The 24665-nt window shown below is 73.1% G+C and carries 26 protein-coding genes and 1 riboswitch; of the genes, 14 read left to right on the forward strand and 12 right to left on the reverse strand.

Features of this window, described 5'->3' with window-relative positions; genetic code table 11:
* Positions 1-32: 32 nt before the first annotated feature.
* Positions 33-764, forward strand: a complete 732-nt coding sequence (locus tag ACGFIS_RS08200) for a GntR family transcriptional regulator (protein ID WP_392902683.1) — start codon at positions 33-35, stop codon at positions 762-764.
* A gap of 278 nt (positions 765-1042) precedes the next feature.
* Here ACGFIS_RS08200 and ACGFIS_RS08205 read toward each other — a convergent pair whose 3' ends face one another.
* Both ACGFIS_RS08205 and ACGFIS_RS08210 read right to left on the reverse strand, forming a co-directional pair.
* On the reverse strand, positions 1043-1540 hold the full coding sequence (locus tag ACGFIS_RS08205; RefSeq protein WP_392902680.1) for an SAV_6107 family HEPN domain-containing protein: 498 nt from the start codon (positions 1538-1540) through the stop codon (positions 1043-1045).
* A 271-nt stretch (positions 1541-1811) separates the two neighbouring features.
* On the reverse strand, positions 1812-2579 hold the full coding sequence (locus ACGFIS_RS08210) for a peptidoglycan-binding protein (protein ID WP_392902677.1): 768 nt from the start codon (positions 2577-2579) through the stop codon (positions 1812-1814).
* 23 nt (positions 2580-2602) lie between these two features.
* Between ACGFIS_RS08210 and ACGFIS_RS08215 the strand changes: the two genes are divergently transcribed.
* The 3 genes from ACGFIS_RS08215 to ACGFIS_RS08225 all read left to right on the forward strand — a co-directional run bounded on the left by ACGFIS_RS08215 (position 2603) and on the right by ACGFIS_RS08225 (position 4136).
* Positions 2603-3067 carry a YbaK/EbsC family protein gene (locus tag ACGFIS_RS08215; protein WP_392902674.1) on the forward strand — a complete coding sequence of 155 codons (465 nt, stop codon included), beginning with the start codon at positions 2603-2605 and terminating at the stop codon, positions 3065-3067.
* Between the two features lie 16 nt (positions 3068-3083).
* Complete coding sequence (locus ACGFIS_RS08220) at positions 3084-3434, forward strand: arsenate reductase family protein (protein WP_392902671.1); 351 nt, start codon at positions 3084-3086, stop codon at positions 3432-3434.
* A gap of 99 nt (positions 3435-3533) precedes the next feature.
* The gene (locus tag ACGFIS_RS08225; RefSeq protein WP_392902669.1) at positions 3534-4136 is read left to right on the forward strand and encodes a GNAT family N-acetyltransferase; all 603 of its coding nucleotides are present in this window, start codon (positions 3534-3536) and stop codon (positions 4134-4136) included.
* On the opposite strand, the gene metF is transcribed toward ACGFIS_RS08225, so the two are convergent.
* Entirely contained in the window at positions 4073-5008 is a 936-nt protein-coding gene (gene metF / locus ACGFIS_RS08230) for a methylenetetrahydrofolate reductase [NAD(P)H] (RefSeq protein WP_392902668.1), read from the reverse strand. The two genes, ACGFIS_RS08225 and metF, sit on opposite strands and share 64 nt — an antisense overlap.
* A 149-nt stretch (positions 5009-5157) precedes the next feature.
* Between metF and ACGFIS_RS08235 the strand changes: the two genes are divergently transcribed.
* The 4 genes from ACGFIS_RS08235 (at position 5158) to ACGFIS_RS08250 (ending at position 9747) form a co-directional block, all read left to right on the forward strand.
* Positions 5158-6210, forward strand: coding sequence for a polyprenyl synthetase family protein (locus ACGFIS_RS08235; RefSeq protein ID WP_392902667.1), 1053 nt, complete (start codon positions 5158-5160; stop codon positions 6208-6210).
* A 78-nt stretch (positions 6211-6288) separates the two neighbouring features.
* Positions 6289-6420 (forward strand): hypothetical protein, encoded by a 132-nt coding sequence (locus tag ACGFIS_RS08240; RefSeq protein ID WP_392970014.1) that lies wholly within the window; start codon positions 6289-6291, stop codon positions 6418-6420.
* Positions 6420-8561: a beta-glucosidase gene (locus ACGFIS_RS08245; protein WP_392902664.1), complete on the forward strand. Its 2142-nt coding sequence runs from the start codon at positions 6420-6422 to the stop codon at positions 8559-8561. Before ACGFIS_RS08240 ends, ACGFIS_RS08245 begins: the two co-directional genes overlap by 1 nt.
* Before the next feature lie 49 nt (positions 8562-8610).
* Positions 8611-9747, forward strand: coding sequence for a serine/threonine-protein kinase (locus ACGFIS_RS08250; RefSeq protein ID WP_392902662.1), 1137 nt, complete (start codon positions 8611-8613; stop codon positions 9745-9747).
* A 50-nt stretch (positions 9748-9797) separates the two neighbouring features.
* On the opposite strand, the gene ACGFIS_RS08255 is transcribed toward ACGFIS_RS08250, so the two are convergent.
* The 4 genes from ACGFIS_RS08255 to ACGFIS_RS08270 all read right to left on the reverse strand — a co-directional run bounded on the left by ACGFIS_RS08255 (position 9798) and on the right by ACGFIS_RS08270 (position 12503).
* A complete protein-coding gene (locus ACGFIS_RS08255; protein WP_392902660.1) occupies positions 9798-9956 on the reverse strand; it encodes a hypothetical protein in 159 nt (52 codons plus the stop codon).
* A 65-nt stretch (positions 9957-10021) separates the two neighbouring features.
* A complete protein-coding gene (gene thiE, locus ACGFIS_RS08260; RefSeq protein WP_392902657.1) occupies positions 10022-10690 on the reverse strand; it encodes a thiamine phosphate synthase in 669 nt (222 codons plus the stop codon).
* Between the two features lie 142 nt (positions 10691-10832).
* The gene (locus ACGFIS_RS08265) at positions 10833-11207 is read right to left on the reverse strand and encodes an Rv2175c family DNA-binding protein (RefSeq protein WP_392902655.1); all 375 of its coding nucleotides are present in this window, start codon (positions 11205-11207) and stop codon (positions 10833-10835) included.
* A gap of 81 nt (positions 11208-11288) precedes the next feature.
* Positions 11289-12503 (reverse strand): NAD(P)/FAD-dependent oxidoreductase, encoded by a 1215-nt coding sequence (locus ACGFIS_RS08270; RefSeq protein WP_392902653.1) that lies wholly within the window; start codon positions 12501-12503, stop codon positions 11289-11291.
* A gap of 91 nt (positions 12504-12594) precedes the next feature.
* A riboswitch (TPP riboswitch) is annotated at positions 12595-12709 on the forward strand.
* On the opposite strand from ACGFIS_RS08270, the gene thiO reads away from it, so the two are divergent.
* From thiO to ACGFIS_RS08300, 6 genes are all read left to right on the forward strand, one after another.
* The gene (gene thiO / locus ACGFIS_RS08275) at positions 12699-13823 is read left to right on the forward strand and encodes a glycine oxidase ThiO (RefSeq protein ID WP_392902651.1); all 1125 of its coding nucleotides are present in this window, start codon (positions 12699-12701) and stop codon (positions 13821-13823) included. (Overlaps the previous riboswitch by 11 nt.)
* Before the next feature lie 16 nt (positions 13824-13839).
* A complete protein-coding gene (gene thiS, locus ACGFIS_RS08280; protein WP_392902648.1) occupies positions 13840-14040 on the forward strand; it encodes a sulfur carrier protein ThiS in 201 nt (66 codons plus the stop codon).
* 56 nt (positions 14041-14096) lie between these two features.
* On the forward strand, positions 14097-14816 hold the full coding sequence (locus tag ACGFIS_RS08285) for a thiazole synthase (RefSeq protein WP_392902893.1): 720 nt from the start codon (positions 14097-14099) through the stop codon (positions 14814-14816).
* A 144-nt stretch (positions 14817-14960) separates the two neighbouring features.
* A complete protein-coding gene (locus tag ACGFIS_RS08290; protein WP_392902645.1) occupies positions 14961-15923 on the forward strand; it encodes a DMT family transporter in 963 nt (320 codons plus the stop codon).
* A gap of 36 nt (positions 15924-15959) precedes the next feature.
* On the forward strand, positions 15960-17888 hold the full coding sequence (gene pknB, locus ACGFIS_RS08295; RefSeq protein ID WP_392902643.1) for a Stk1 family PASTA domain-containing Ser/Thr kinase: 1929 nt from the start codon (positions 15960-15962) through the stop codon (positions 17886-17888).
* 20 nt (positions 17889-17908) lie between these two features.
* Positions 17909-18763 carry a deoxyribonuclease IV gene (locus ACGFIS_RS08300; protein WP_392902640.1) on the forward strand — a complete coding sequence of 285 codons (855 nt, stop codon included), beginning with the start codon at positions 17909-17911 and terminating at the stop codon, positions 18761-18763.
* Positions 18764-19427: 664 nt separating this feature from the next.
* On the opposite strand, the gene ACGFIS_RS08305 is transcribed toward ACGFIS_RS08300, so the two are convergent.
* From ACGFIS_RS08305 to ACGFIS_RS08325, 5 genes are all read right to left on the reverse strand, one after another.
* Positions 19428-21164, reverse strand: a complete 1737-nt coding sequence (locus ACGFIS_RS08305; RefSeq protein ID WP_392902639.1) for a cation acetate symporter — start codon at positions 21162-21164, stop codon at positions 19428-19430.
* Positions 21161-21637 (reverse strand): hypothetical protein, encoded by a 477-nt coding sequence (locus ACGFIS_RS08310; protein ID WP_392902636.1) that lies wholly within the window; start codon positions 21635-21637, stop codon positions 21161-21163. Before ACGFIS_RS08310 ends, ACGFIS_RS08305 begins: the two co-directional genes overlap by 4 nt.
* A complete protein-coding gene (locus ACGFIS_RS08315; RefSeq protein WP_392902634.1) occupies positions 21627-22436 on the reverse strand; it encodes a LytR/AlgR family response regulator transcription factor in 810 nt (269 codons plus the stop codon). The genes ACGFIS_RS08310 and ACGFIS_RS08315 overlap by 11 nt, the downstream gene beginning before the upstream one ends.
* Positions 22437-22512: 76 nt before the next feature.
* Positions 22513-23877 carry a sensor histidine kinase gene (locus ACGFIS_RS08320; protein ID WP_392970017.1) on the reverse strand — a complete coding sequence of 455 codons (1365 nt, stop codon included), beginning with the start codon at positions 23875-23877 and terminating at the stop codon, positions 22513-22515.
* Between the two features lie 127 nt (positions 23878-24004).
* Positions 24005-24628 carry a sulfite oxidase-like oxidoreductase gene (locus ACGFIS_RS08325; RefSeq protein WP_392902629.1) on the reverse strand — a complete coding sequence of 208 codons (624 nt, stop codon included), beginning with the start codon at positions 24626-24628 and terminating at the stop codon, positions 24005-24007.
* Between the last annotated feature and the right edge of the window lie 37 nt (positions 24629-24665).

Genomic DNA, 24665 nt, shown 5'->3' on the forward strand with positions numbered 1-24665 from the left:
ACGTCGTTCCGGCAAGGAGAGCGGGGGAGACCATGCCCGTCGGCCAGGCGCCGCGCGCCGGGCGCCGTCCCGTGCCGGCCGTCAGGCACCAGCTCAGCGAGATGGTCGCCTCCCACGTCCGCGAGGCCATCATGATCGGCGAGCTGCGCGCCCCGGACTACGTCCGGACCGAGCATCTGGCCGCCGAGCTGGGCATCAGCGCGACCCCCGTGCGCGAGGCGCTGATGATCCTGCACAGCGAGGGCGCCGTCCGCTGGGAGCCGCGCCGCGGCTTCCGGGTGCTGCCCATCACCGCGCAGGACGTCACCGACCTGTTCGCCGTGCAGGCGTACATCGCCGGTGAACTCGCCGCCCGCGCCGCCGTCGCCCTGGACGGCGCCGAGATCGAGCGCCTCCAGCGGGTCCAGGTCCGCCTGGAGGCCGCGGCCCGCGAACGCGACGCCGAGCAGGTCGACCGTCTCAACCACGAGATCCACCGGACGATCAACCGCTCGCCGGGGTCGTCCCGCATGGCGTCACTGCTCAACCTGACCGTCCACTACGTCCCGCTGGGCTTCTTCGGCACCATCGAGGGGTGGGCGGAGGCTTCGGCGCACGACCACTCCGCCGTCTTCGACGCCCTCCGCGCCCGTGACGCCGGCGCCGCCCGCGAGGCCATGGCCGAACACATCAGGCACATCGGCCGTCTCCTGATCGACCACCTGCAGTCGCACGGGGTCCTCAGCGAACCGGCCTCCGGCGACCGCCCCGTCCACGGTCCCTGACCGCACCGCCGGCACCACCGGGACGGGCGGCACCACCGGCCACGACGCGAGCCGGCACGCCCGCACGCGAGCGCGGCGGCGCGGCGGCGCGGCCGGGAGCGGGCGGGAGCGGGCGGGATCGCGCCGGCGGGGCCGGCTCGGGGGGTTGCGGCCGTCGCCGGCGCGATCGCCCAGGGCGCCGGAGGCCGGGGCCGCCGCCCTGTGGTGAGATCGGCGGGACGGTCGCCCCGGCCTCCGGCGGGGCCGGTCCCGGGGAGGTGGGACGGCCCGAGGAGCGGCTAGCTGGCTTCGGGCACGGGCAGCGTCGGCTGGCCGACGATGCCGAGGGTGTCTTCGACGAGGGTGACGAAGACGTCGGCGTCGTGCAGGAGTTCCTCGGCCTCACGCGGAGTGACCGCGCGCGGCAGGCCCGCCTCCGCCGCGGCGCGCTTGTCGGCGCCGGCGGCGAAGAAGGCGGCCCACTCGCGCAGTGCGGGCTCGGCCTCGGGCAGCAGCACCCAGACGCTGCGGGGACGCCCGCGGCGGTGGGTCTCCAGCGGTTCCTTGGACGCCAGCACCGCGGCGGCGGCGCGCAGCGCGGCCAGGTGGGCGCAGACGTAGCGGACGGCGGGCGAGGTGGCCTCGGCGGCCTCCGCGAGGCCCATGCGGGCGGCATGCAGCTGGCCGACCGCCGTGTGCGCCGGGCGCGGCGCGGGCAGCGGACGGTGCCGCGGGCTCGGTGGCGGGACGGACTGGGCGGCGGAGTGGACTCCGCGTGCGGTCATCGGTCCGGACATTTCTGCCTCCTTCCGGGGCTCGGGCCGGCCGGGCGGAGAGCTTCCCCTCACTCCGCCCGGCCGTCCGTCCCGCCGAAACACCGCGAACGGCGGGGACGTCGCCCTGGCGCGGGCCGCGAGTCCCGCACCACGTCGAACATAAGTTCGACGCATGACCAGTAAACCGCCCTGACGACGATTCGTCAACGTGTTCGAACGGGTGTCGCATCCCGCAGGTCAGCGGGCATGACGGCAGGAGAACAACGGGGTACGACGGTTCCGCGGCGGGACCTCAGCGAGGCCGCCTGACGTGCACGGGGACGTTGGTTCCGAGCAGGTCCGGGAAGTACTCGGCGATGTGCATCGGCATCCGGACGCAGCCGTGCGAGGCGGGGTCCCTGGGCACGCTCAGGGCGCCGTGGAAGGCGATGCCGCCGTTGAAGTAGACCGGGTTGTAGAGCCGTCCCAGGGGCGAGGTCTCCCAGCCGGAGAAGCGGCGTCCCGTCCGGAAGTCGCCCGTGCCGGTCGTGGCGTACCGGCACCCGCGGTCCTCGGTGCAGAAGAGCTCGCCCGAGCCCGACGAGACGTGCGTGATGAGGCGCGGCGTGCCGTCCTTGTAGACGACGAGGTACTGGCGCTTCAGATCCACGTCGACGCGGTCCTTCTCGCGCTTCTTGGCCACCGGGCGAGGTTCCTCGGGGTCGGCCAGGGCCTCCCGGAACGACTTGCCGAGCGTGCCCTTCTGCTTCATGCGGTTGACCGCCTGGAACGCCCAGACGGCCATCTGGGTGGACGGCCCGTACTTCCCGTCGATCTTGCCCGGGTCGTAGCGCAGCTGCTTGAGGCGGCGCTGAAGCTCCTCGACATCGGAGCCCTTCGCGCCCGGCTTCAACTCGCGGTGCGTGGGGGTCGGCGTGGGCGTCGGCGTGGCCGGCTTCGCGGCCGGTGAGGTCTTCGGCGGCGGCGGGGCCGCTTCGTCCGTCCCGCTGCAGCTCGCCAGGAGGACGGCCGCAATCGGCAGAACCGCGCTCTTCCGCATGCCCATCGGTCTTCCGCGCATGCGCTGAGCTTAAAGTGCTTCCCATGCACCCGAATGCCGAACGCGTCGCGAAGGCCCTGCTCGACCAGGGCGCGACGGGAGCCGTCGTCGAGCTGCCCGACTCCGCGCGGACGGCGCAGGCCGCCGCGGAGCAGCTGGGCTGCGAGGTGGGGGCCATCGCCAACAGCCTGCTGTTCGACGCCGACGGGGCGCCGCTGCTGGTGCTGACGAGCGGCGCGCACCGCGTCGACACGGCGAAGGTCGCGTCGCTGGTGGGGGCGGCGAAGGTGAAGAGGGCGTCGCCGGAGTTCGTCCGGGAGGCGACGGGGCAGCCGATCGGCGGCGTCGCGCCGCTGGGCCACCCCGCGCCGGTCCGGACGCTCGTGGACGTCTGGCTGGACAAGTACGAGCGGGTCTGGGCGGCCGGCGGGCACCCGCACACCGTCTTCCCCACGTCGTATGAGGAACTGCTGAGGATCACCGGGGGCACCCCGGCGGAAGTGGAGTGACGCGAGAATGAGTGACATGGAGCTCTGGCACAACCCGCGCTGCTCGAAGAGCCGGGCCGCGAAGGCGGCACTGGACGAGGCGGGCGTGGAGTACACCGAGCGCCGTTACCTGGACGAGCCGCCCACGGCGGACGAGTTCGACGCGGTGCTCACCCGGATCGGCGCCGAGCCGTGGGACGTGGCACGCCTGAACGAGCCGGTCGCCAAGGAACTCGGGCTGAAGGACCTCGAACGCGACCGGGCCCGGTGGATCGAGATCATGGTGGCGAACCCCGTGCTGATCCAGCGTCCGATCGTCCTGACCGGCGGGGCCGCCGTCGTGGCCCGTGACGACGCATCGGTGCGCAGGGCTCTCGACGGCCGGTGACACGGACGGCCGGAAAGGCCGCCGGCCGCGTCACCTGGGGCGCCGGCGATCGGCTCTGCGCTGCACCGCGGACCATCCCCCGGGTCTAGTCTCAGTCGCGTGAGGGACCCGAAGCTGCGCGAGATCGACGAACGCGCCTTTCTGCGCAGGCTCAACCCCATGCTGGACGTGTACGCGGCCGCGATGGAACCGCCGAACGAGCAGATTCCCGGCCGCCACACCATCATGGAGCGGCACGCGTCGCATCCCGGTTTCCGGGCGTTCGTGGTGGAGCGGCGTGGCGCGCTGCCCGTGCTGGCGGGCCCCGTCCAGGGGTTCGCGTACGGGTTCCACGGGACGCGCGGCCAGTGGTGGCATGACGTCGTCTTCCAGGCGCTCAGCGATCTGGAGGGGCCCGGACACGCCGAGCGGTGGCTGGACGACACGTTCGAGGTGGCGGAGCTTCACGTCCACCCGGACTCCCAGGGCAGGGGCCTGGGACGGGGCCTGCTCAACGCGCTGTGCGAGGGCAGGCCGGAGCGGACCGTCGTGCTGTCGACGCTGGACAGGCGGCCGGACACGCCGGCCCGCTCCCTCTACCGCTCGGTCGGCATGGTCGATCTGCTGACCGGCTTCGAGTTCCCCGGCGGCGGGCCCCGCTACGCGGTCATGGGCGGGGCGCTGCCCTTGACGCCGTACGCGCCGGCGTCCAGCAGCCCGTAGACCTCGCGCGTCGCCGTGGACTTGTTGAAGGTGATGAAGTGGATGCCGGGGGCGTCCTGGTCGAGCAGTTCGCGGCACAGCTCGGCGGCGTGTTCGACGCCGAGGCGGCGCACCGCCTCCGGGTCGTCGGCGACGGCCTCGAAGCGGGCCCTGACCTCGGGCGGGAACGGCGCGCCCGACAGCTGCTCGGACCGCTCGATCGTGCTCATCTGGGTGACCGGCATGATGCCGGGCAGGATCGGCACGTCGCAGCCGGCGGCGTCGACGCGGTCGCGGAGGCGGAAGTAGTCCTCGGCGCGGAAGAACATCTGCGTGATCGCGTAGTCGGCGCCGGCGCGGCACTTCTCGACGAAGTGGCGGACGTCGCTGTCGACGTCGGGTGAGCGCGGGTGCTTGTAGGGGAACGCGGCCACGCCGACGCAGAAGTCGCCGTAGGAGCGGATCATCCGGACGAGGTCGGAGGCGTACGCGACGCCGTCGGGGTGCTTGACCCACTCCCCCATCGGGTCGCCGGGCGGGTCGCCGCGCACGGCGAGGATGTTGCGGACGCCGACGGAGGCGAACCGCCCGATCAGGTTCCGCAGCTCGGCCTGGGAGTGGTTGACGGCGGTGAAGTGGGCGACGGGGGTGAGCGTGGTGTCGGTGGCGATCCGCTCGACGATGTCGACGGTCTTGTCGCGGGTGCCGCCGCCGGCGCCGTAGGTCACGGACACGAAGGTCGGGTGGAGGGACTCCAGTTCCCGGATGGCACGCCAGAGGTTCAGGGCGCCCTTGTCGGTCTTGGGCGGGAAGAACTCGAACGAGAAGGACCTGCCGCCGGAGGCCAGGAGCTCCCGGACGGTGGGGGGACGATTCGGCCGCAGACGTCGCATTCCCCAAGCCTACAGAAGCCCGGCGCACCCGCCGATCGGAGTGATGCTCGGCACACCGCACGGCCATAATGGGCGCATTTCTGAAGATCTAACGACATCTCACGTTTCCGATGGACGGTTGAATCCACCCACGTGGATACGATCACGGCATGTCGACCAGCCGCATCCGCAAGGAGGTCGACGAGGCGCTCCTGGCCTTCGTCGACCGGCAGCGCCCGGCCCTGCTGACCATCAGTGACGATCTCACGCCCATGGTGTCCGCCCTGGACGCCCTGCTGGGCGGTGGCAAGCGGCTGCGTCCCGCGTTCTGCTACTGGGGGTGGCGCGCCGCGGGCGGCGAGGACGGCCCCGGCATCGTGGCCGCGGCCGCGTCCCTGGAGCTGCTGCAGGCGAGCGCGCTGATCCACGACGACGTCATGGACTCCAGCGACACCCGGCGCGGCCAGCCGTCCGTCCACCGCAGGTTCGAGGCGCTGCACCGCGCGCAGGCGTGGCCGGGCGACGCGGAGGCGTTCGGCGGCGGCGCCGCGATCCTGCTCGGCGACCTGTGCCTGGCCTGGTCGGGCGAGATGTTCGAGACGTGCGGGCTGGACGGCGACCGCAGGCGGCGCGGCCGGGCGGTGTACGACCTGATGCGCACCGAGGTCATGTGCGGGCAGTACCTCGACATGCTGGAGGGCACGCGCGGCGAGGCGACGGTCGCCACGGCGCTGCGGGTGGTGGAGTACAAGAGCGCCAAGTACACGATCGAGCGCCCCCTGCATCTCGGCGCGGCGCTCGCCGGGGCCCGCCCGGACGTGACCGCCGCACTCACCGGCTACGGCCTGCCGCTCGGCATCGCGTTCCAGCTCCGCGACGACGTCCTCGGCGTGTTCGGGGACCCGGCCGAGACCGGCAAGCCCGCGGGCGACGACCTGCGCGAGGGCAAGCGGACGGTGCTGGTCGCCCTGACCCTGGAACGCGCGTCCGCGGCGCAGGCCGCGGCGGTGCGGCGGCGCCTGGGCGACCCGGAACTGGACCGCGCCGGCGTGGACGAGCTGCGCGCGATCATCGAGGAGGCCGGCGGGCTCGCCGCCTGCGAGGAGATGATCGAGCGCTACCTGGCCGAGGCGGAGGAGGCGCTGCGCTCCGCGCCCGTCGACGGGGAGTCCCACGCGGCACTCTCGGAACTCGCGGTGGCGGCCACCGCACGCAGCACCTGAGCCCTCAAGTGACACGATCCGGTCAAATTTCCCCGGTGGACTAGAACTTTCCCACCGATTGGTGGCAGAAATGTCGCCATGTGTGCCGACACCCCGGGCGACCGCGTCCCGCGCTTCGACCCTGCGCCGCGACGTGGACCGAGCCGTCCACGCCGGTTCGGCGAGCGCGTGCAGGACGAGGGGCGCGTGCGGAACGAGGAGGAGCACTGATGCGGGTGGGGAAATGGCTGCCGGCCGCGGGCGTGCTCGCGTCCGTCCTGGCGCTGGCGGCGGTGTCGGCCCCCGATGACGCGCGCGCGGACACCGGACGGTGCGGCGACCCGGCGCAGCGGCCGTGGTGCGACACCTCGCTGACACCGGACCGGCGGACGGACCTGCTGCTGCCGGAGATGACCGCCGACGAGAAGATCGCGATGCTCGCGGCGGACGACATCTTCGGCGGCCCGCTCGGCGGGTACTTCGAGACCGCGCACGCCGACACCAACAACGGGATCGAGCGGCTCGGCATCCCCCCGGTCTACATGGCCGACGGGCCCGCGGGCGTCCGGCAGGGCAAGGCGACGGCGCTGCCCGCGCCGATCGCGCTCGCGGCGGGATTCAGCGCGGAGACCGCGAAGCTGTACGGCCGGACGGTGGCGTGGGAGGCCAGGCACCGCGGCAACGACGTCGTCTTCGGCCCGACCGTGGACGTCCTGCGCACCCCCCGCAACGGCCGGACGTTCGAGGGCTTCGGTGAGGACCCGTACCTGTCGGCGACCCTCGGGGTGCCCTGGATCAAGGGCGCGCAGGCCGAGGGCGTGATGACGTCGGTCAAGCACCTGGCCGTCTACACGCAGGAGACCGACCGGCTGTCGCTGAACATGAAGGTGGACCCGCGCACCCTGCGGGAGATCTACCTGCCGCCGTTCGAGGCCGCCGTGAAGCAGGGCGGCGCGGCGACCGTCATGTGCGGGTTCGGCCTGCTGAACGACCGGTGGGCCTGCCAGGACGACACCGTCCTCAACAAGATCCTGCGGTCGGAGTGGGGCTTCAAGGGGTACGTGGCCTCCGACCACTTCGCCCCCAAGGACGCCGCCGACGCGGCCAACGGCGGGCTCGACATGGAACTGCCGGTCGGCCTGAGGTACAACGCTTTCATGCTGAAGACGGCCGCCGGGCAGGGGAAGGTCACGCAGGCGACCATCGACGGGCACGTCCGCAACGTCCTGCGGACGATGTTCGAGTTCGGGGTGTTCGACCGGCAGGCGTACCCGAACGACCTCACCCGCATCGACCGGACGGCGAGCGAGACCGCGGCCGGGAAGGTCGAGGAGGCCGGGATCACGCTGCTGAAGAACGACGGGATCCTGCCGCTGAAGGCCCCGGAGTCGATCGCGCTGATCGGCCGGGCCGCGCAGCAGAGCCCGAGCGGGCACGGTTCTGCGCAGGTCGTCCCGTTCACCACGGTCAGCGCGCAGGACGGCATCGCGCGCCGCGCGGGGTCCGGAACACAGATCACGTTCAACAACGGCGACGACCGCGGTGCGGCGGCGAACGCCGCGCGTGCGGCGGACGTGGCGATCGTGTTCGCCACCGACGGCCAGGGCGAGTTCTTCGACAAGTCGTGCCTGACGCTGGAGTGCGGCGAGCCGCTCAGGGGCGACCAGGACGGGCTGATCTCCGAGGTCGCCAAGGCCAACCCGAACACCATCGTCGTGCTCAACACCGGCGGTCCGGTGCTGACACCGTGGGCCGGGCAGGTGAAGGGCATCGTCGAGGCCTGGTATCCCGGTCAGGAGGCAGGGAACGCCTTGGCCCGCGTCCTGTACGGCGACGTGGACCCGGGCGGGCGGCTTCCGGTGACGTTCCCCGTCAACGAGAACGACGCGCCGGCGTCCGCGAACCCCGCGCAGTATCCCGGCGTCGACGAGACCATCGCGCTCTCCGAGGGCGTCATGGTCGGCTACCGGCACTACGACGCGAGGGGCATCACACCGCGGTTCCCGTTCGGGCACGGGCTGTCCTACACCACGTTCGGCTACAGCGGCCTGGAGGCCGGCACAGAGTCGGTGCAGGTGACGGTGACGAACACCGGCCGGCGCGCCGGCATCGCCGTCCCGCAGCTGTACATCGGCATGCCGTCGCCGGGCGTGGACGTCCCGCAGCCGCCCAAGCAGCTCAAGGGCTACACGAAGGTCGCACTGGCCCCCGGTGAGAGCACGAGGGTGACGTTCCCGCTGTCCCCGCGTTCGTTCGCCTACTGGAACGAAGGCGCGAAGGCGTGGAAGGTCGCAGACGGCTGCTACAGGGTCATGGTCGGCTCCTCGTCGCGGGAGATCGCCCAGACGGGGACGCTCGGAGGGTGCCGGTAAAGGGAAAGATCGAGGTTCCTCTGCCGTACGCCCCGGTTACACGGTACAAATGAGGAAATCTTCGTCCGTCCCCGCCGAGTCGGAGCCTCTTTTGCCGCACGACACCTCCCGCGGGAGGACGAACCCCCATCCCGCGCGGCCCGCCGCCCGGCCCGCGCGGGCCGGGCAGGGTCACTCCGGCCACCCGGCCAAGACGCGGCCCGCCCGTGCGGTGGACGGGCCGCGGCGCGGCGGCGCGGCCCGTCCGCCGCACGGACCGGACCGGCGACACGAGACGCCGCTCGGCCCCGACGATCCGCGCGGCCTCGGCGGCTACACGCTGCTCGGGCGGCTCGGCGAGGGCGGGCAGGGCGTCGTCTACCTCGGGCGGGACGGCGACGGCGAGCTCGTCACCGTCAAGCTGCTGCGGGGCGGAACGGCGGCCGGGGACCGGGCGCGCAGCCGCTTCGTCAAGGAGGCGGACGCGGCCCTGCAGGTGTCCGGGCGGCACACCGCGCGCGTCCTGGACGCGGACATGACCGGCGACCGGCCCTACATCGTCAGCGAGTTCGTCGAGGGGCCGCCGCTCCAGCACATCGTCGAGGACCGCGGTCCGCTGCCCGCGCCGCAGCTGCGCAAGGTCGCGCTCCGGACGGCGGCGGCGCTGGCCGCGATCCACCGCGCCGGGATCGTGCACCGCGACTTCAAGCCCGGCAACGTGCTGCTCGGCCCGGACGGCGCGAAGGTCATCGACTTCGGCATCGCCCGCACCGCCGACGCCGCGCTCGACACGCCGCTGACGACGGGGCCGGTCGGCACGCCCGCGTACATGGCGCCGGAGCAGATCGAGGACGAGCCGGTCGGGCCGCCCGCGGACGTGTTCGCCTGGGGCGCCGCGATGGTGTTCGCCGCGACGGGGCGCCCGCCGTTCGGCACCGGGCCGAGCGCGGCCGTCATGCGGCGCGTCACGTCCCGCAGGCCCGACCTCGGCGACATGGCGGGCCCGCTGCGCGACCTCGCGGCCCGCTGCCTGGACAAGAACCCCGCCGCCCGGCCGACCGCGCCGCAGATCGTCCGCGCGCTACGCGAAGGGCAGGGACCGATGACGAAACCGCGGCCGACCAGGATCCCGCGCTACCGGTGGCGGATGATGGTCGCGCTCGCCGCCGTGGTCGTCGCCGGGTTCGCCCTGGGCATGCTGTTCTAGCCTTGTTCCAGCCGTATTCCAGCCGTGGTCCGGATCCGCGCGGCCCGGCGTCACCAGTGCGGGGGGCGGTCCTCCAGGAGGCGCGAGTCGTCGTCGCCGCCGCGCCATTCGCCCCATCCGACGTCGGTGTCGTCGGAGGTCTGGTCGGGCAGGATCTCCAGCTCGTCGCCGAGATTCACCGGCCGGTCGTCGTCGGGTCCCACGCTCATGATCCCATTGTCCGCGATCGGGCCCCGGCCCGCACCGTGATACGGGTCAAATCCCCACACGGAGGTCAGCCGGCGAGCCGGCGGGCGAACTCCGCCGCGGCGGCGCCCGGATCGCCGGCCTCGGTGATCGCCCGTACCACCACGACCCGGCCCGCGCCCGCGGCCGTCACCGCACCGAGGTTGCCGAGGTCGATCCCGCCGATCGCGAACCAGGGGCGGGCGACGCGCTGCGCCGCGACGTATTCGAGCAGCTTGGGGCCGGGCGCGGGACGGCCCGGTTTGGTCGGGGTCGGCCACACCGGGCCGGCGCAGAAGTAGTCGACGCCCGGCTCGGCGGCGGCCGCGGACGCCTGCTCGCCCGAGTGCGTGGACCGGCCGATCAGCATGTCGCCGCCGACGATCTCCCGGGCGGCGGCCACCGGCAGGTCGTCCTGGCCGAGATGCAGCACGTCGGCGCGGACGGCGTGCGCGACGTCGGCCCGGTCGTTGACCGCGAGCAGTGCCCCGTGCCGGTCGCAGGCCGCCCGGAAGGTCTCCAGGTACTCCATCTCCTGCCGGGCCTCCAGGCCCTTCTGGCGGAGCTGGACGAGGTCGACGCCGCCCGCGAGCACGGCGTCCAGGAAGGCGGGCAGGTCCCCCTGGCGCTCTCTCGCGTCCGTGCAGAGGTAGAGGCGGGACCGGCTGAGCCGGGCGCGCAGCGCGACGGCGCGTTCGGAGGGGAGATGCCTGGACACGGCCGGAGTCCGTCCTTCCACAGGAGAGATCGCGGGGTCGCGCGGCGGTCACGTCCCGCCGCGCACGACCCCGCGATCGTGTCACGTGCCTTGTCTTCCGCCGGATCCCGGGGGCGGCCCTCGGCCGGACGGCGCGGGCGCCCTAGAAGGCCAGCGCCTGGGCGCGGCGGCGGACCTCGGTCCCCCGGTTCTCCGTGAGCGCGTCCACGGGCGTCCCCGGCAGAGTGTCGTCGGCGGTGAACAGCCAGCGGATCGTCTCCACGTCGTCGTAGCCCGCGTCCGACAGGAGCGTCAGCGTGCCCGGCAGCCCCTTGATGACCTGACCGTCCTTGATGAAGGCGGCGGGCACCATGGGGGTTCCTTCCCGGCGCACCGCCAGGAGCCTGCGCTCGCTGATGAGCTGCTTGATCCGGTTGGGCTTGATCCCGAGTCGTTCGGCGGCCTCCCGCAGGGAGAGCCATTCGCCCGCGAGGGCGTCGGTCCGGGGGTCGAGTGCGCTGTCAACGGTTGCGTGCATCTGCGTCACGCCCCCTTGCTACCACTCCTTCGGAACCCTCAAACCCCCTGCACAGCCGTAACGTCCCGGCGTTGATCGCCTTCAGCGAACGGCCTGCCGGAGGGGCACGCCGGGGTCGGCGATCGCGCCGGGGTCCACGGGCGTCCCGGCGGCGATGACGCGCCGCGCCTGCACCAGGTCGCGCGGCCGGTCGACGGTGAGGACCGCGTCGAGGCGGTCGCCGGTCAGCCACGCCACCGCCCATTTGCGGCCGGCCGGGTCGCCGCGGTGGACGATCCGCTCGGACGCGGCGTGACTGCCCGTGTACTGCACCATGCGGCCGAACTGCTCGGACCAGAAGTACGGGGCGGCGTCGTACACGGCGTCCTCGCCGAGGAGCGTCGCGGCGGCCACCTCGGGGGCGTTGAGGGCGGTGTCCCAGTGCTCGACGAGGAGCCGCCGCCCGTACCGCCGCGACCACCACGCGGCGCAGTCGCCGACGGCCACGACGTCCGGGCGCAGCGAGCCGGGCTCCTCCTCGCCCTGGTAGGCGCGGAACGAGCCGTCGGTCACCACGCCGCGCTCCAGCAGCAGCCCCGAGTCCTCCAGCCAGGACAGGGCGGGCCGGACGCCGATGCCGGCGACGACCTCGTCCGCCTCGATCCGGGTGCCGTCGGCCAGCAGGAGACCGCCGTCCTGCACGGCCGCGACCTTGACGCCGGTGCGCAGCTCGACGCCCGCCTCGGCGTACCACGGGACGGTGAGCGCGCCCACCTCGGGACCGATCGCGCCCTCGAGCGGGGTGTCGGCGGCCTCGACGACGGTCACGGCGCAGCCCTTCCCGGCTGCGGTGGTGGCGACCTCGGCGCCGATCCAGCCCGCCCCCACGATGACGATCCGCGCGCCCCCGGTGAGCCGGGACCGCAGCTCGCGGGCCTCGTCGACGGTGCGCAGGACGTGCTGGCGCCCGTCCCCCGGCAGCGTGACCGGGACGGCGCCGGTCGCGATGACCAGCCCGTCGAACGGAAGATCGCCCACCGTGGACGCGACGATGCCGCCGCGTCCCGGTTCGTCCAGGCGCAGGCCGGTGGCGCGCTCGCCGAGCAGCAGGTCGCAGCGCATGGCGTCCCAGTCGACGTCGACCGTCGTGTCGTCGGAGTCGCCCGCGAGGACGGCCTTGGACAGCGGCGGCCGGTCGTAGGGCCGGTGCCGTTCCGCCGAGACGAGGGTCAGCGCGCCCTCGTACCCCTTGTTCCTCAGGACCTCCACGGCGCGCACGCCGGCCAGCCCTCCGCCCACGACGATGACCCTGTCCATAAGGTCACCCTAACGGGGCGCGATCGAGGCTCGGACGATCGTCCAGACAGCTGCGCACGCTACCGAGGTCGTAGAGTGGAACCGGATAAAACAGCAGAAGCGCGGGAGTCCGGTGCGACCGGGCTGAGAGGGCGGCTGGAACGGGCCGCCGACCGCCACGACCTGATCCGGATCATGCCGGCGAAGGGAGCGCGCATGGAGATCGTGATCATAGGCGCCGGGGTCATCGGCCTGGCCACCGCCTGGCGGGCCGCGGCGGCCGGCGCCCGCGTCACCCTGGTCGATCCGGAGCCCGCGAGCGGCGCGTCATCGGTGGCGGCGGGCATGCTGACACCCGTCAGCGAGGTGACCTACGGCGAGGAGCCGCTGCTGCGGCTCGGCCTCGCCTCCCGCGACCGGTACGGCGCGTTCGCCGCCGAACTGGAGGAGCTGACCGGCCTGGAGACCGGCTACCGCACCGACGGGATCCTCCAGGTCGCGTTCGACTCCGACGACCTGACGTACCTGGACGAGCTGCGCCGCTTCCAGGAGAGCCTCGGCATCCCCGCCGAGGCGCTGACCGGGCGGGAGTGCCGGAGGCTGGAGCCCATGCTCGCCCCCGGCGTCCGCGGCGGCCTGCACGCCCCCGAGGACGGCTCGATCGACCCGCGCAGACTGACCACGGCCCTGCTGGCCGCGGCCGGGAAGACGGGCGTCCGGCTCGTCCGGCGCCGGGCCGCCGGCATCGCCGTGGCGAACGACGCGGCCGCCGGGGCACGGCTGGACGACGGGACGGTGATCCCCGCCGACCGGGTGCTGCTGGCCGCCGGCCCGTGGTCGGGCGACCTCGACGGCCTGCCTCCCGGGACCGTTCCACCCGTCCGCCCGGTGAAGGGCCAGGTGATCCGCCTCCGCACCCGGACGCCGTTCCTCGGCCGCGCCACGCGGGGGCTGGTGAAGGGCTCCTCGGTCTACCTGGTGCCGCGCGCGGACGGCGAGATCGTCCTCGGCGCCACGCAGGAGGAACTCGGCTTCGACACGCGCGTCACCGCCGGCGGACTCTGGGAGCTGCTGCGGGACGCCCGCGAGCTGGTACCCGGCATCACCGAACTGGAGTTCGCCGAGGTCTCGGCCGGACTGCGTCCCGGCTCCCCCGACAACGCGCCAGTGATGGGCCCGTCCGCGCTCCCCGGCCTCGTCGTCGGCACCGGGCATTTCCGCAACGGCATCCTGCTGACCCCGGTGAGCGCCGACATCCTGTCGGCGATGCTCCTGGACGAGCCCGTCCCCGGCGTCGCCGCGCCGTTCTCCCCCGGCCGCTTCTCCGCCGAGGTGCGCTGATGGCCGAGGTGCGCTGATGAAGGTGTTCGTCAACGGCGAGCCGCGCGAGCTGCCCGAGGGCGCCAGCGTGGCCGAGGTGGTCGCGTCCGTCACCGCCGCCGGGACCGGCGTGGCCGCCGCGCTGAACGACGAGGTCGTCCGGCGTTCCGCGTGGGAGTCGACGGCCCTGCGCGACGGCGACAGGCTCGAAGTGCTCACGGCGGTCCAAGGAGGCTGAAGGTGGACGACGACAGGCTGGTCATCGCGGGCGAGGAGCTCGGCTCGCGGCTGATCATGGGGACCGGGGGCGCGCCCAGCATGCGGGTGCTGCGGGAGGCGCTCACCGCGTCCGGGACGGAGCTGACCACGGTCGCGATGCGGCGGGTGGACCCGTCCGCGCGCGGCTCGGTGCTGGACGTCCTGGCCGAGTGCGGGATCCGGGTGCTGCCGAACACGGCCGGCTGCTTCACTGCGGGCGAGGCGGTCCTCACCGCCAAGCTCGCCCGGGAGGCCCTCGGCACGAACTGGGTCAAGCTGGAGGTCATCGCCGACGAGCACACGCTGCTGCCCGACCCGATCGAGCTGGTCGACGCCGCGGAGCAGCTCGTCGACGACGGGTTCGCCGTGCTGCCGTACACCAATGACGACCCCGTCCTCGCGCGGCGCCTGGAGCAGGCCGGGTGCGCCGCCGTGATGCCGCTCGGCTCCCCGATCGGGTCGGGGCTCGGCATCCGCAACCCGCACAACATCGAGCTGATCGTCGAGCGGGCGGGCGTCCCGGTCATCCTGGACGCGGGCCTGGGCACCGCGTCCGACGCGGCCCTGGCCATGGAGCTGGGCTGCGACGCGGTCCTGCTCGCGACCGCCGTCACCCGCGCGCAGTCCCCCGCGCGGATGGCCGCCGCGATGCGGCACGCGGTCGAGGCCGGGCGGCTCGCGCGGCTGGCCGGGCGGATCCCCAAGCGCCGCTACGCCCAGGCGTCGTCGCCGTTCGAAGGCCTCGCCACGTCGTAGCAACGCTAAAGACTCGCTTATAGAAATATTCGCTAGACCTGAAATGTCGGCTTGGTGAGACTGGGGCGGTGCACCAGGCCGCGCCGCAACCCGGCACGTTCCTTCGGTGTTCGTGGAAACGTCCCATACCTAAGGTGCGTCACTATGCAGCAGGACAGCCCGCAGACGGCCGCGCCGGGCATCGACAAAATCGCGGTGGCCGCCGCCACGGTCACGGTGGTGCTCTGGGCCTCCGCGTTCGTCTCCATCCGCAGCGCCGGCGCCGAGTACAGCCCCGGCGCCCTCGCCCTGGGCCGCCTCCTCTCCGGGACGGTCGTGCTGGGCGCGCTGTGGCTCGTCCGGCGCGAAGGACTTCCGCCCAGGGGCGCCTGGCCGGGCATCATCGCCGCGGGCATCCTGTGGTTCGGCGCCTACATGGTCGCCCTGAACTGGGGCGAGCAACTGGTGGACGCGGGCACCGCGGCCCTGATCGTCAACATCGGGCCCATCCTCATCGCGCTCCTCGGCGGCTGGCTGCTGAAGGAGGGGCTGCCGCCCCGGCTGATGGCCGGCCTGGTGGTGTCGTTCGCCGGCGCCGCCGTCGTCGGGCTGTCGATGTCCGGCGAGGGAGGCTCATCCGTCCTGGGCGTCCTGCTGTGCATGGTCGCCGCGGTCACCTACGCGGCGGGCGTCGTCAGCCAGAAGCCCGCCCTCCGGCACGCCTCGGCCCTGCAGTTCACCACGTTCGCCTGCGCGATCGGCGCCCTCGCCTGCCTGCCGTTCTCCTGGCAGCTCGTCTCCGAGGCCGCGGACGCCCCGGCCGGCGCCACCCTCAACATGGTCTACCTGGGCATCTTCCCCACCGCCATCGCGTTCACCACCTGGGGATACGCGCTGGCCCGCACGTCCGCCGGGAAGATGGGCGCCACCACCTACGCCGTCCCGGCCATCGTCGTGCTGATGTCGTGGCTGTTCCTCGGCGAGGTCCCCGGCCTGATCACCCTCGGCGGCGGCCTGCTGTGCCTCGCCGGCGTGGCCGTCTCCCGCAGCCGCCGCCGCGTCCCGCCGGAACCGGCCGCGCCGCAGGAGCCGCGCTCCGTGCTCATCGAGGCTCATACTCGGGACTGATGGGATCCACGGGGATTCGCCCGTAAACTCGCACCGATGGACACGACGGTTGCTGATCCACTCGTCGGGCAGGTGCTCGACGGGCGCTACCGCATTGAGTCCCGCATCGCGCGCGGCGGCATGGCCACGGTCTACGTCGCGCGCGACATCAGGCTCGACCGCATCGTCGCGATCAAGGTGATGCACGCCGGACTCGCCTCCGACGAGGACTTCGTCGCCCGCTTCATCGGTGAGGCCAAGGCCGCGGCGGCTCTGTCCCACCCGAACGTCGTCGCCGTCTACGACCAGCGCACCGACGGCGAGCACGTCTTCCTGGTGATGGAGTACGTCGCGGGGCAGACGCTGCGCGACGCGCTGACCTCGCTCGGCCGGCTCGGCCCCCGGGCGGCGCTGGAGATCATGCAACCGGTGCTCGCCGCCCTCGGCGCGGCCCACCGGGCCGGTCTCGTGCACCGCGACGTCAAACCCGAGAACGTGCTGATCACCGAGGACGGCCAGGTCAAGGTCGCCGACTTCGGCCTCGCGCGGGCCGAGACCGCGAGCAAGATGACCAAGACCGGGATGATCATCGGGACGGTCGGCTACCTGGCGCCCGAGCAGGTCACGGCCGGCAGCGCCGACGTCCGCTCCGACGTGTACGCCGCCGGGATCATGCTGTTCGAGCTGATCACCGGGCATCTGCCCCACCGGGGCGACACGCCCCTGGCCGTCGCCTACAAGCACGTCAACGAGACCGTCCCGCCGCCGTCCGGCGTCGTCCCCGGCCTGCCGCCGCAGGTGGACGCCCTGGTCACCGACGCGACGAGCCACGACCCGGCGCGCCGCCCGGTGGACGCGAACCAGTACCACGCCGAGGTCGCCGAGGTGTACGGCGGCCTCCCCGGCGACTTCGACCGGCGCCTGGAAGAGGCCTCCCGCAACGCCACGAGCGTCCTGGAGGCGCCCCCCGGCGGACGCACGGCCGTCCTCGACCGGCGCACCCTGCCCGCCGACCACCCGTCCGAGCACGTCCCCCGGCGCACCGCGACCGACCGCGCCATCGGGGCACTGACCGGCCGCTACGTCCTGGTCGCCATCGGCGCGATCGCGGCGCTCATCCTCGGCTGGGCCGTCTGGTACCAGACGTCCGGGCAGTACGAGCACGTCCCGTCGTCGATCATCGGGATGAAGGTCGCCGACGCCCGCGACCAGCTGGAGAGCGCCGGCCTCGACGTGCGGACCGCGGAACCCGTCTACGACGACCGGGTCCACAAGGGCAACGTCGCCAAGTCCGACCCGCCCGCCGGCGCCCGCATCGCCGAGGGCCGGACCGTCACCCTGACGCCGTCCAAGGGCATCACTCCGCGCCAGGTGCCGGACGTCGCGGGCAAGACCCTGCCCGAGGCCGAGCAGACCCTCGAGAACGAAGGCTTCAAGGTCGGGCGGACGAGCACCACCCCCTCCCAGACCGTCGCCAAGGACAGGGTCATCGGCACCGACCCGGACGCGGGTGAGAAGCAGTCCCCCGACGACCCGGTCGCCGTCATCGTCTCCACCGGCATGTCCATGCCCGACCTCATCGGCGAGAACGGCGACGCCGCCGCCAACCGGCTGCGTTCGATGGGCCTCGACGTCAAGGTCGAGAAGCGGCAGGTCGACGGCAAGGAACCGAACTCCGTGATCGACCAGGCCCCGTCCGAGGGCACCGGCGTCTCCCGCGGCGACGACGTCACGATCGTCGTCAACAAGCGCGACTGCCTCGTCGACGCGGGCCCGTTCCAGTTCGGCTGCGACGACGGCAGCGAGCAGAACGTCCCCGTGCCGAACATGACCGGCCGCACCGTGGGCGACGCCAAGAAGGCCCTGAAGGAATCCGGCTTCAAGGTCAATGTGACGGGTTTCGGCGGCGACATCGTCCGCTTCCAGTCCCCGAGCAGCGGCGAGGCCCCGCGCGGCTCCACCGTGACCATCGTCAAGGGGCCGTGACCGGATAGGCTGAGCCGGTCATGACCTCACCCCAGAGCCCCGTCGGGGCCCATGTCCCCGTGGCCGGCGGCCTGGCCACCGGCGGCCTGAAGTACGCCGCCGAGATCGGCGCGGAAGCCGTCCAGGTGTTCGTGGCGAACCCGCGCGGCTGGGCCCTCCCCGAGGGCAAGCCCGCCGAGGACGAGAAGCTGCGCCGCTCCGGCGTCCCCGTCTACGTCCATGCCCCGTACCTGGTCAACTTCGGCTCCCCCTCCGAGGAGACCCTCGCGAAGTCGATCGCGACGGTCCGCCACTCCCTGGTCCGCGGCCGGGCCATCGGCGCCCGCGGCGTCGTGGTCCACACCGGCTCCGCCGTCACCCAGACCTACGACGAGGCGATGGCCCAGGTCCATGACCAGGTGCTCCCCCTCCTCGAAGAGATTCCCGACGACGGCCCGGACCTGCTCCTCGAACCCATGGCGGGCCGGGCCGGGATGCTCTGCCGGAAGGTCCAGGACCTCGGCCCGTTCTTCGAGCGCCTCGAACACCACCCCAAGCTCGGCGTGTGCTTCGACACCTGCCACGCGTTCGCCGCGGGCCACGACCTGTCCGCCCCCGGCGGCGTCAAGGACACCATCGACGCGCTGGTCGCCACGGTCGGCGAGGGCCGCCTCAAACTCGTCCACGCCAACGACTCGATGGACCCCTGCGGCTCCACCCGGGACCGCCACCAGAACATCGGCGCCGGCCTGATCGGCGAACAGCCCTTCGCCGACCTGTTCCGCCACCCCGCCGTGACCGGCCTCCCCTTCATCATCGAGACCCCGGGCCGGGCCCCCGCCCCCCACGCCAAAGACATAGAGACCCTGAAACACCTACGCGACACCCCCCACTGACCCTGGAGGCGGGGTTGGGCTGGAAGCGGCAGGTACGCGCAAAGAGGTACCGACTACTGCGCCCACACCGGCCACCACCGCACCACGCGACGACCGAAACCGTCGCGATCGCGTCCGAAGGCAGGTTGCAAGCGAAGCGAGAAACCTGATCGCGCAGCGAGCCGCAAGGCGAGCCGGAGCGATGCAGCGATCGCACGCAGTGCCCGCCGAAGGGAGGGCCCCCAGGGCCCGACCGCCAAGGGCACTGCAAACAAACACGACTCGGGCGCCGATGAACAACCCCCCGACTGTTCAGCGGCGCCCGAGCCATAGGCCACCGGATCCCACCCCCCCGGTACGGGATCCAGCGGCGCATGATCCGGCGTTCGACTGGCGCGCGCCGGATCTCCGGATTTGCTCTTGTGGGAGGTTCGCGGTGGTATGCGGCGTGGGCCGCTTTCCGGCCGCCCGCCCTCCGTCGGCGGTGTGGCGTGTGGTGCCACTGAGAACACTAGGGGTCCGGCGTGGACGATCGGCGCAGGAAAACGCGGCTCTCGATAAGCGGTACGTAGTCAGAGTTGTACGTAGCGTGATCATGCGGTGAGCGGTCGATGTTGGGGGACGAGCGGTGGGTGGGAACGGTCCACAACAGGCGGCGAACGGTCGTCGATGATTTACCCGCGGTTCAGCGGGCGTCCGCGTCCTCGGGCAGGTGCAGTTTCATCAGGGCCTGGTCGGCGCGGCGGGGGACGCGGTGGCGGGTCAGCAGCGAGACGGCGACCATGACGGCGAAGACGGCCGGTGCGACGACCAGGGTCGGCTGGGTCAGGACGGCGGCGGGCCAGCCCGTCCAGCAGCCGGAGAACAGCCGGGTGACGCCCGCGGCGGCGGCCAGGCCGCCGCCGGCGAGGAGGCCGGCGGCGGCGCCGGCGGCGGTGAGGCCGCGCCACCAGATGCCGAGGACGAGGAGCGGGCACAGGGAGCAGGCCGACACGCAGAGCGCCATCGTGACCAGGGTGGCCGCGCCCTGCGGGCCGATCGCGGGCAGGACGGCCACCGGGACGGCCAGCGTGACCACGACGCCGACGCGGAACGCGGTGACGCCGCTGGGGCGGCCCGTGCACTGGGACCGGCCCGTGCACTGGGACAGCGTCCCGGCGAGGGCCACGACGATTCCGCAGGACGTGGAGATGAACGCGGCGAAGGCCCCGGCGGTGATCAGGCCGGTGAGCAGCGCACCGGCGGGCCCGGGGAACATGCGCTGCGGGAGCAGCAGGAGGGTCGCGTCGGTGTCGCCGGTCATGAGCAGTTCGGGGGCGTAGAGGCGTCCCAGCGTCCCGTACAGGATGGGGAACACGGAGAACAGCGCGAGCAGGCAGGGAACGTACGCGGCGGTGCGGCGTGCGGCGCTTCCGCAGGTGCTGGTGTAGAAGCGCATCAGGATGTGAGGCAGGCCCATGGTGCCCAGGAGAACGCCGAGCAGCGCCGAGCAGGTGCGGAAGAGACCGTGTTCCGCGTCGCGCCCGAACGGCGTCACCCAGGCCGCGCCGTCCTGCACGGGGAGCCGTTCGGCGTGCGGCACCGCCGCCCCGGCCGGGAAGACGACCTCGGTCCCCCGGCCGATCGTGTGGCGGCCGGGCGCGAGCGGCACCGCGGCGCCGTCGTGGGCGGTGCCGTCGACCCGTCCCCGGGCGGTGACGGTGACGGCCGCCGGCACGGTGACGGCGGCGTCGGTGTGCACCTGCACCCGGGTGGTCCGCTCGAAGCTCGGCGGGCCGTCCGTCACCGGGCCGGGGCGTCCGTCGAGGTTCCACAGCGCCAGCAGCGCCACGGCGGGGACGGCCACGGCGGCCAGCTTCACCCAGAACTGGACGGCCTGGACGGCGGTGATGCTGCGCATTCCACCGGAGGCGACGGCGGTCAGCACGACGGCGACGACGACGGCCCAGCCCGTCCAGGCGGGCGCGCCGGTCAGCAGGTGCAGCGTCACGCCGGCTCCCTGGAACTGCGGGAGCAGGTAGAACCAGCCGATGCAGCAGACGCAGCCGGTGACGATCCGCCGGACGGTCCGGGAGCCGAGCCGCCATTCGGCGAAGTCGGAGACGGTGTAGGCGCCGGACCTGCGCAGCGGGGCGGTGACGAACGCCAGGAGCAGCACGTATCCGGCGGTCCCGGCGATGGGGAGCCACAGCATGTCGGTGCCGTAGGCGAGCACCAGCCCGGCGGTGCCGAGGTAGGCGGCGGCGGAGAGGTACTCGCTGCTGACCGCCGAGGCGTTCCACCAGGGGGTGACGCCTCGCGAGGCGACGAGGAAGTCGGAGGTCGTCCGGGCGGAGCGGCGGCCGTACAGGCCGAGGACGGCCGTCATCCCCAGCACCGCCACCAGCGCGATCAGCGCCGCCGTCACGGCCAGCACGGTCACGGACGGCCCACCGGCCTCGTCAGGTCGCGTTCCGCCCGCTCGGCGCGTCGCAGCTGGCACCGCGAGACGGCGATCCAGAGCGGCTGGACGCCGAGCGCGAGGACGAGCCACCACAGCGGAACGCCGTGCACGCGCGCCCGTGCGATCGCAGGGACGGTGGCCAGCAGCACGGGCAGGCCCGTCACCGTGCTCACGACGATCGCGCAGGTCCCGAGGGCGATGCGCAGCTGGGTGCGGATGAGGGCGCGTACCTCGGCGGTCCCGGAACCGCACGCGGCGGAGCCCGGCGAGCTGGGATCGGACGGACCGGTGTCGACCGTCCCTAAATCGGCCGGTCCGGCGCCCGGCGACCCGGGGGCGGGTGGGCCGGTGTCCGGCAGCCCGTTATCCGGCGGGCCGGGGGCGGGCGAGGCGGTGGGCGGTGGGGCGGAACCTGGTGCCTGGGGGACCGCGGCGGGGCGGTCACCGGTCATCGCCGTCGTCCTCCGCGGCCCCGTCGCCGTCGCCGTCACCGTCGCCGCCCGGCCGGTGGAACTTGCGGACCAGCAGGTCCCGCACCTCGCGGGTGTGGCGGCGGCTGACCTGCAGCAGCTCGTCCCCGATCTGGACGGCCGCGCGGCCGCCGTCGAAGCGCAGCTCGGTGACGTGCGCGGACGCGACCAGGGTGCTGCGGTGGATCCGGATGAACCCGGCCGCCTCCCACCGCTTGGTCAGCGCCGACAGCGGCATGCGGACCAGGTAGCCGCCGTCGGCGGTGTGCAGCCGCACGTAGTCGCCCTGCGCCTCGACGTGGGTGACCGACCGGCGGGAGACGAGCCGGGTGCGCCCGCCGAGTTCGACGGGGATCATCTCGTCGTCGGCGTCGCGGCCGTCCTCGTCCGCCGGGCCCGCCCGCCGGGCGGCCACGTGGACCCGGCGGACCGACTCGGCGAGCCTCTCGGGACGGACGGGCTTCAGCAGGTAGTCGAGGGCGCCGAGCTCGTAGGCGGTGACGGCGCAGTCGTCGTGGGCGGTCACGAAGACCACGTGCGGGGGTGCGGTGAAGCCGGTGAGCAGGCGGGTGAAGTCGAGCCCGTCGAGCCCGGGCATCCGGATGTCCAGGAACACGGCGTCGAGGCGTTCGCCCTCGACGAGCATCCGGCTCAGGTCACGCAGCGCGGACGACGCGTCGCCCGCACAGCTGACCTGGCCGATGCGCGGATCCCTGCGGAGGAGATAGGCCAGCTCCTCCAGGGCGGGGCGTTCATCGTCGACGGCCAGGACGTGGAGCATGAGGGCGACTTTGCCGCGATTACCGTCTGTCCGCAATCGGTTCCGAAAAGTGAGTGGCGTGTCGCGGGGGCATCGGTCAGTCCGGAAACACCCCCGGACGGTACTTCGGGACGCGCAGATTGACCTTCGTCCCGGCGCCGAGAGCGGTCTCGACGGTCAGCCCGTACTCCTCTCCGTAGACCTGCCGCATCCGCTCGTCGACGTTCGCGAGTCCGATTCCGGCCCCGGATCCGGCGCCGTCGCCGTCGCGCCGCGCCCGGGTGGTCACGCTCCCCCAGCCGGTCGGCCCGGGCCCGCCCACCGGGGCGGAGAGGATCTCCTGGAGCCGTTCGGGGTCCATGCCGACGCCGTCGTCCTCGACGCTGATCGCCGCCTCGGCGCCGGAGTCGCGCGCGACGATCGAGATGTGGAACGCCTCCCCCGTGCCCGCCATGCCGTGCCGGACGGCGTTCTCGACCAGCGGCTGCAGCGCCAGGAACGGCACCGCGACCGGCAGCACCTCGGGCGCGATCTCGACCCGGCATTTCAGCCGTTCGCCGAACCTGGCGCGTTCCAGCAGCAGGTAGCGGTCGATGGAGCGCAGCTCGTCGGCGAGGGTGGTGAAGTCGCGCGGGTTGCGGAAGGAGTAGCGGGCGAAGTCGGCGAAGTCCAGCAGCAGCTCCCGGGCGCGCTCGGGGTCGGTGCGGACGAACGAGGCGATCGTGGTCAGCGAGTTGTAGACGAAATGGGGGGAGATCTGAGCGCGCAGGGCCCGCATTTCGGCCTCGGCCAGGCGGATGCGGGCGGTGTCGAGCCCGGCCAGCTCCAGCTGCCCGGTGACCAGACGGGCGGCCTCGCCGACCGCCCTGACCCGCGCCGCCGACGGGTGCCGCCAGTACGCGGTCAGCGTCCCCTCGACACGTCCCTCGACGGTGAGGGGCGCGACCATCGCGACCTGGACGGGGCACAGCGGGTCGTGGCAGCCGGGCGGCTCGAGGGTCGTCACCCTCGGCCGTCCGGAGGTCAGGACCGGCAAGGCGTGCTGGACGGCCTCCGCCGCGTGGACGCCGCGACCCGCACCGTCCCATGCGAGCAGCCGCGGCGCCTCCCGGACCGGCTCGGGACCGCCGTCGCCGGGGCCGTCGCCGTCGCCGGAATCGTCGAGGCCCTCGGGATGGGCGGCGTCGTCCGGGGGCGGTACTCCGACCAGCGCGACCGCCTCGGCGCCCAGCAACGATCTGAGCCGCCGGGCGGCTTTGCGCGCCGATTCCTCGGTGAGCCCGGCACGCAGCGGCGGCGACGCCCGCGCGACCGTGTGCAGGGCCGCGAACGCCGCCTTCTCGGCGGGATCGGCGGGCGCGCGGCGCGGGACGCGGAGCCATCGGCGCAGCGCCCAGGCTCCCGTGGCGGCACCGGCGGCCACGGCGCCCGCCACGGCGTCCACGACGGACGGTAGGACCATGACGACTTACGGTAACGTCTGTCTTCCGTGCGGGTCGGTGTGTTGACCATTTACGAACCTCTTGGGTGGCCACACACGGCCACACGGCCGCGCGCGCACCAAGAACGCCCCCGTCTGCGCACGCGGGTCACAGGGGCGGGGCTTCGCCTTCGTCCTCCTGGTAGGAGTACCGCTGCTCCCGCCACGGGTCGGCGACGTTGTGGTAGCCGCGCTCCTCCCAGAAGCCGCGGCGGTCCTTCACGAGGTACTCCACGCCCCGCACCCACTTCACGCTCTTCCACGCGTACAGGTGCGGGATCACGATGCGCAGGGGGAACCCGTGGTCGGGAGTGAGCCGCTCACCGCCGCGGTGGGTGGCGAACATCGTCGTGTCCGCGAGGAAGTCGGTCATCCGGATGTTGGCGCTGTAGCCGTACTCCGCCCAGACCATCACGTGCGTGGCGTCCGGCGCCGGAGGCGCCAACTCCGCGATCACCGTGCCCGGGACGCCCTCCCACTCGTTTCCGGGGATCGTGAACTTGGTGACGCAGTGGAAGTCGGCGACCGCCGCGGCCGTCGGCAGCGCCTCGAACTCGTCCCAGGTCCAGCGGTGCTGCTCACCCGACTCCGTCGCGCCGAAGACCCGGAAATCCCAGTCCTTGGGACGGAACTTCGGCACGGGGCCGTAGTGGAGGACGGGCCAGCCCCGGGGGACGTACTGGCCGGGCGGCAGGTCCCGCGGCTGCGGCGCGGGCTGTTCGGGGTGGGACATGACGCGGCCATACTGCCATCCGGGGTGAGCTGAGCCA

It is taken from the genome of Spirillospora sp. NPDC048824 (assembly GCF_043198455.1).
Classification (GTDB): domain Bacteria; phylum Actinomycetota; class Actinomycetes; order Streptosporangiales; family Streptosporangiaceae; genus Spirillospora.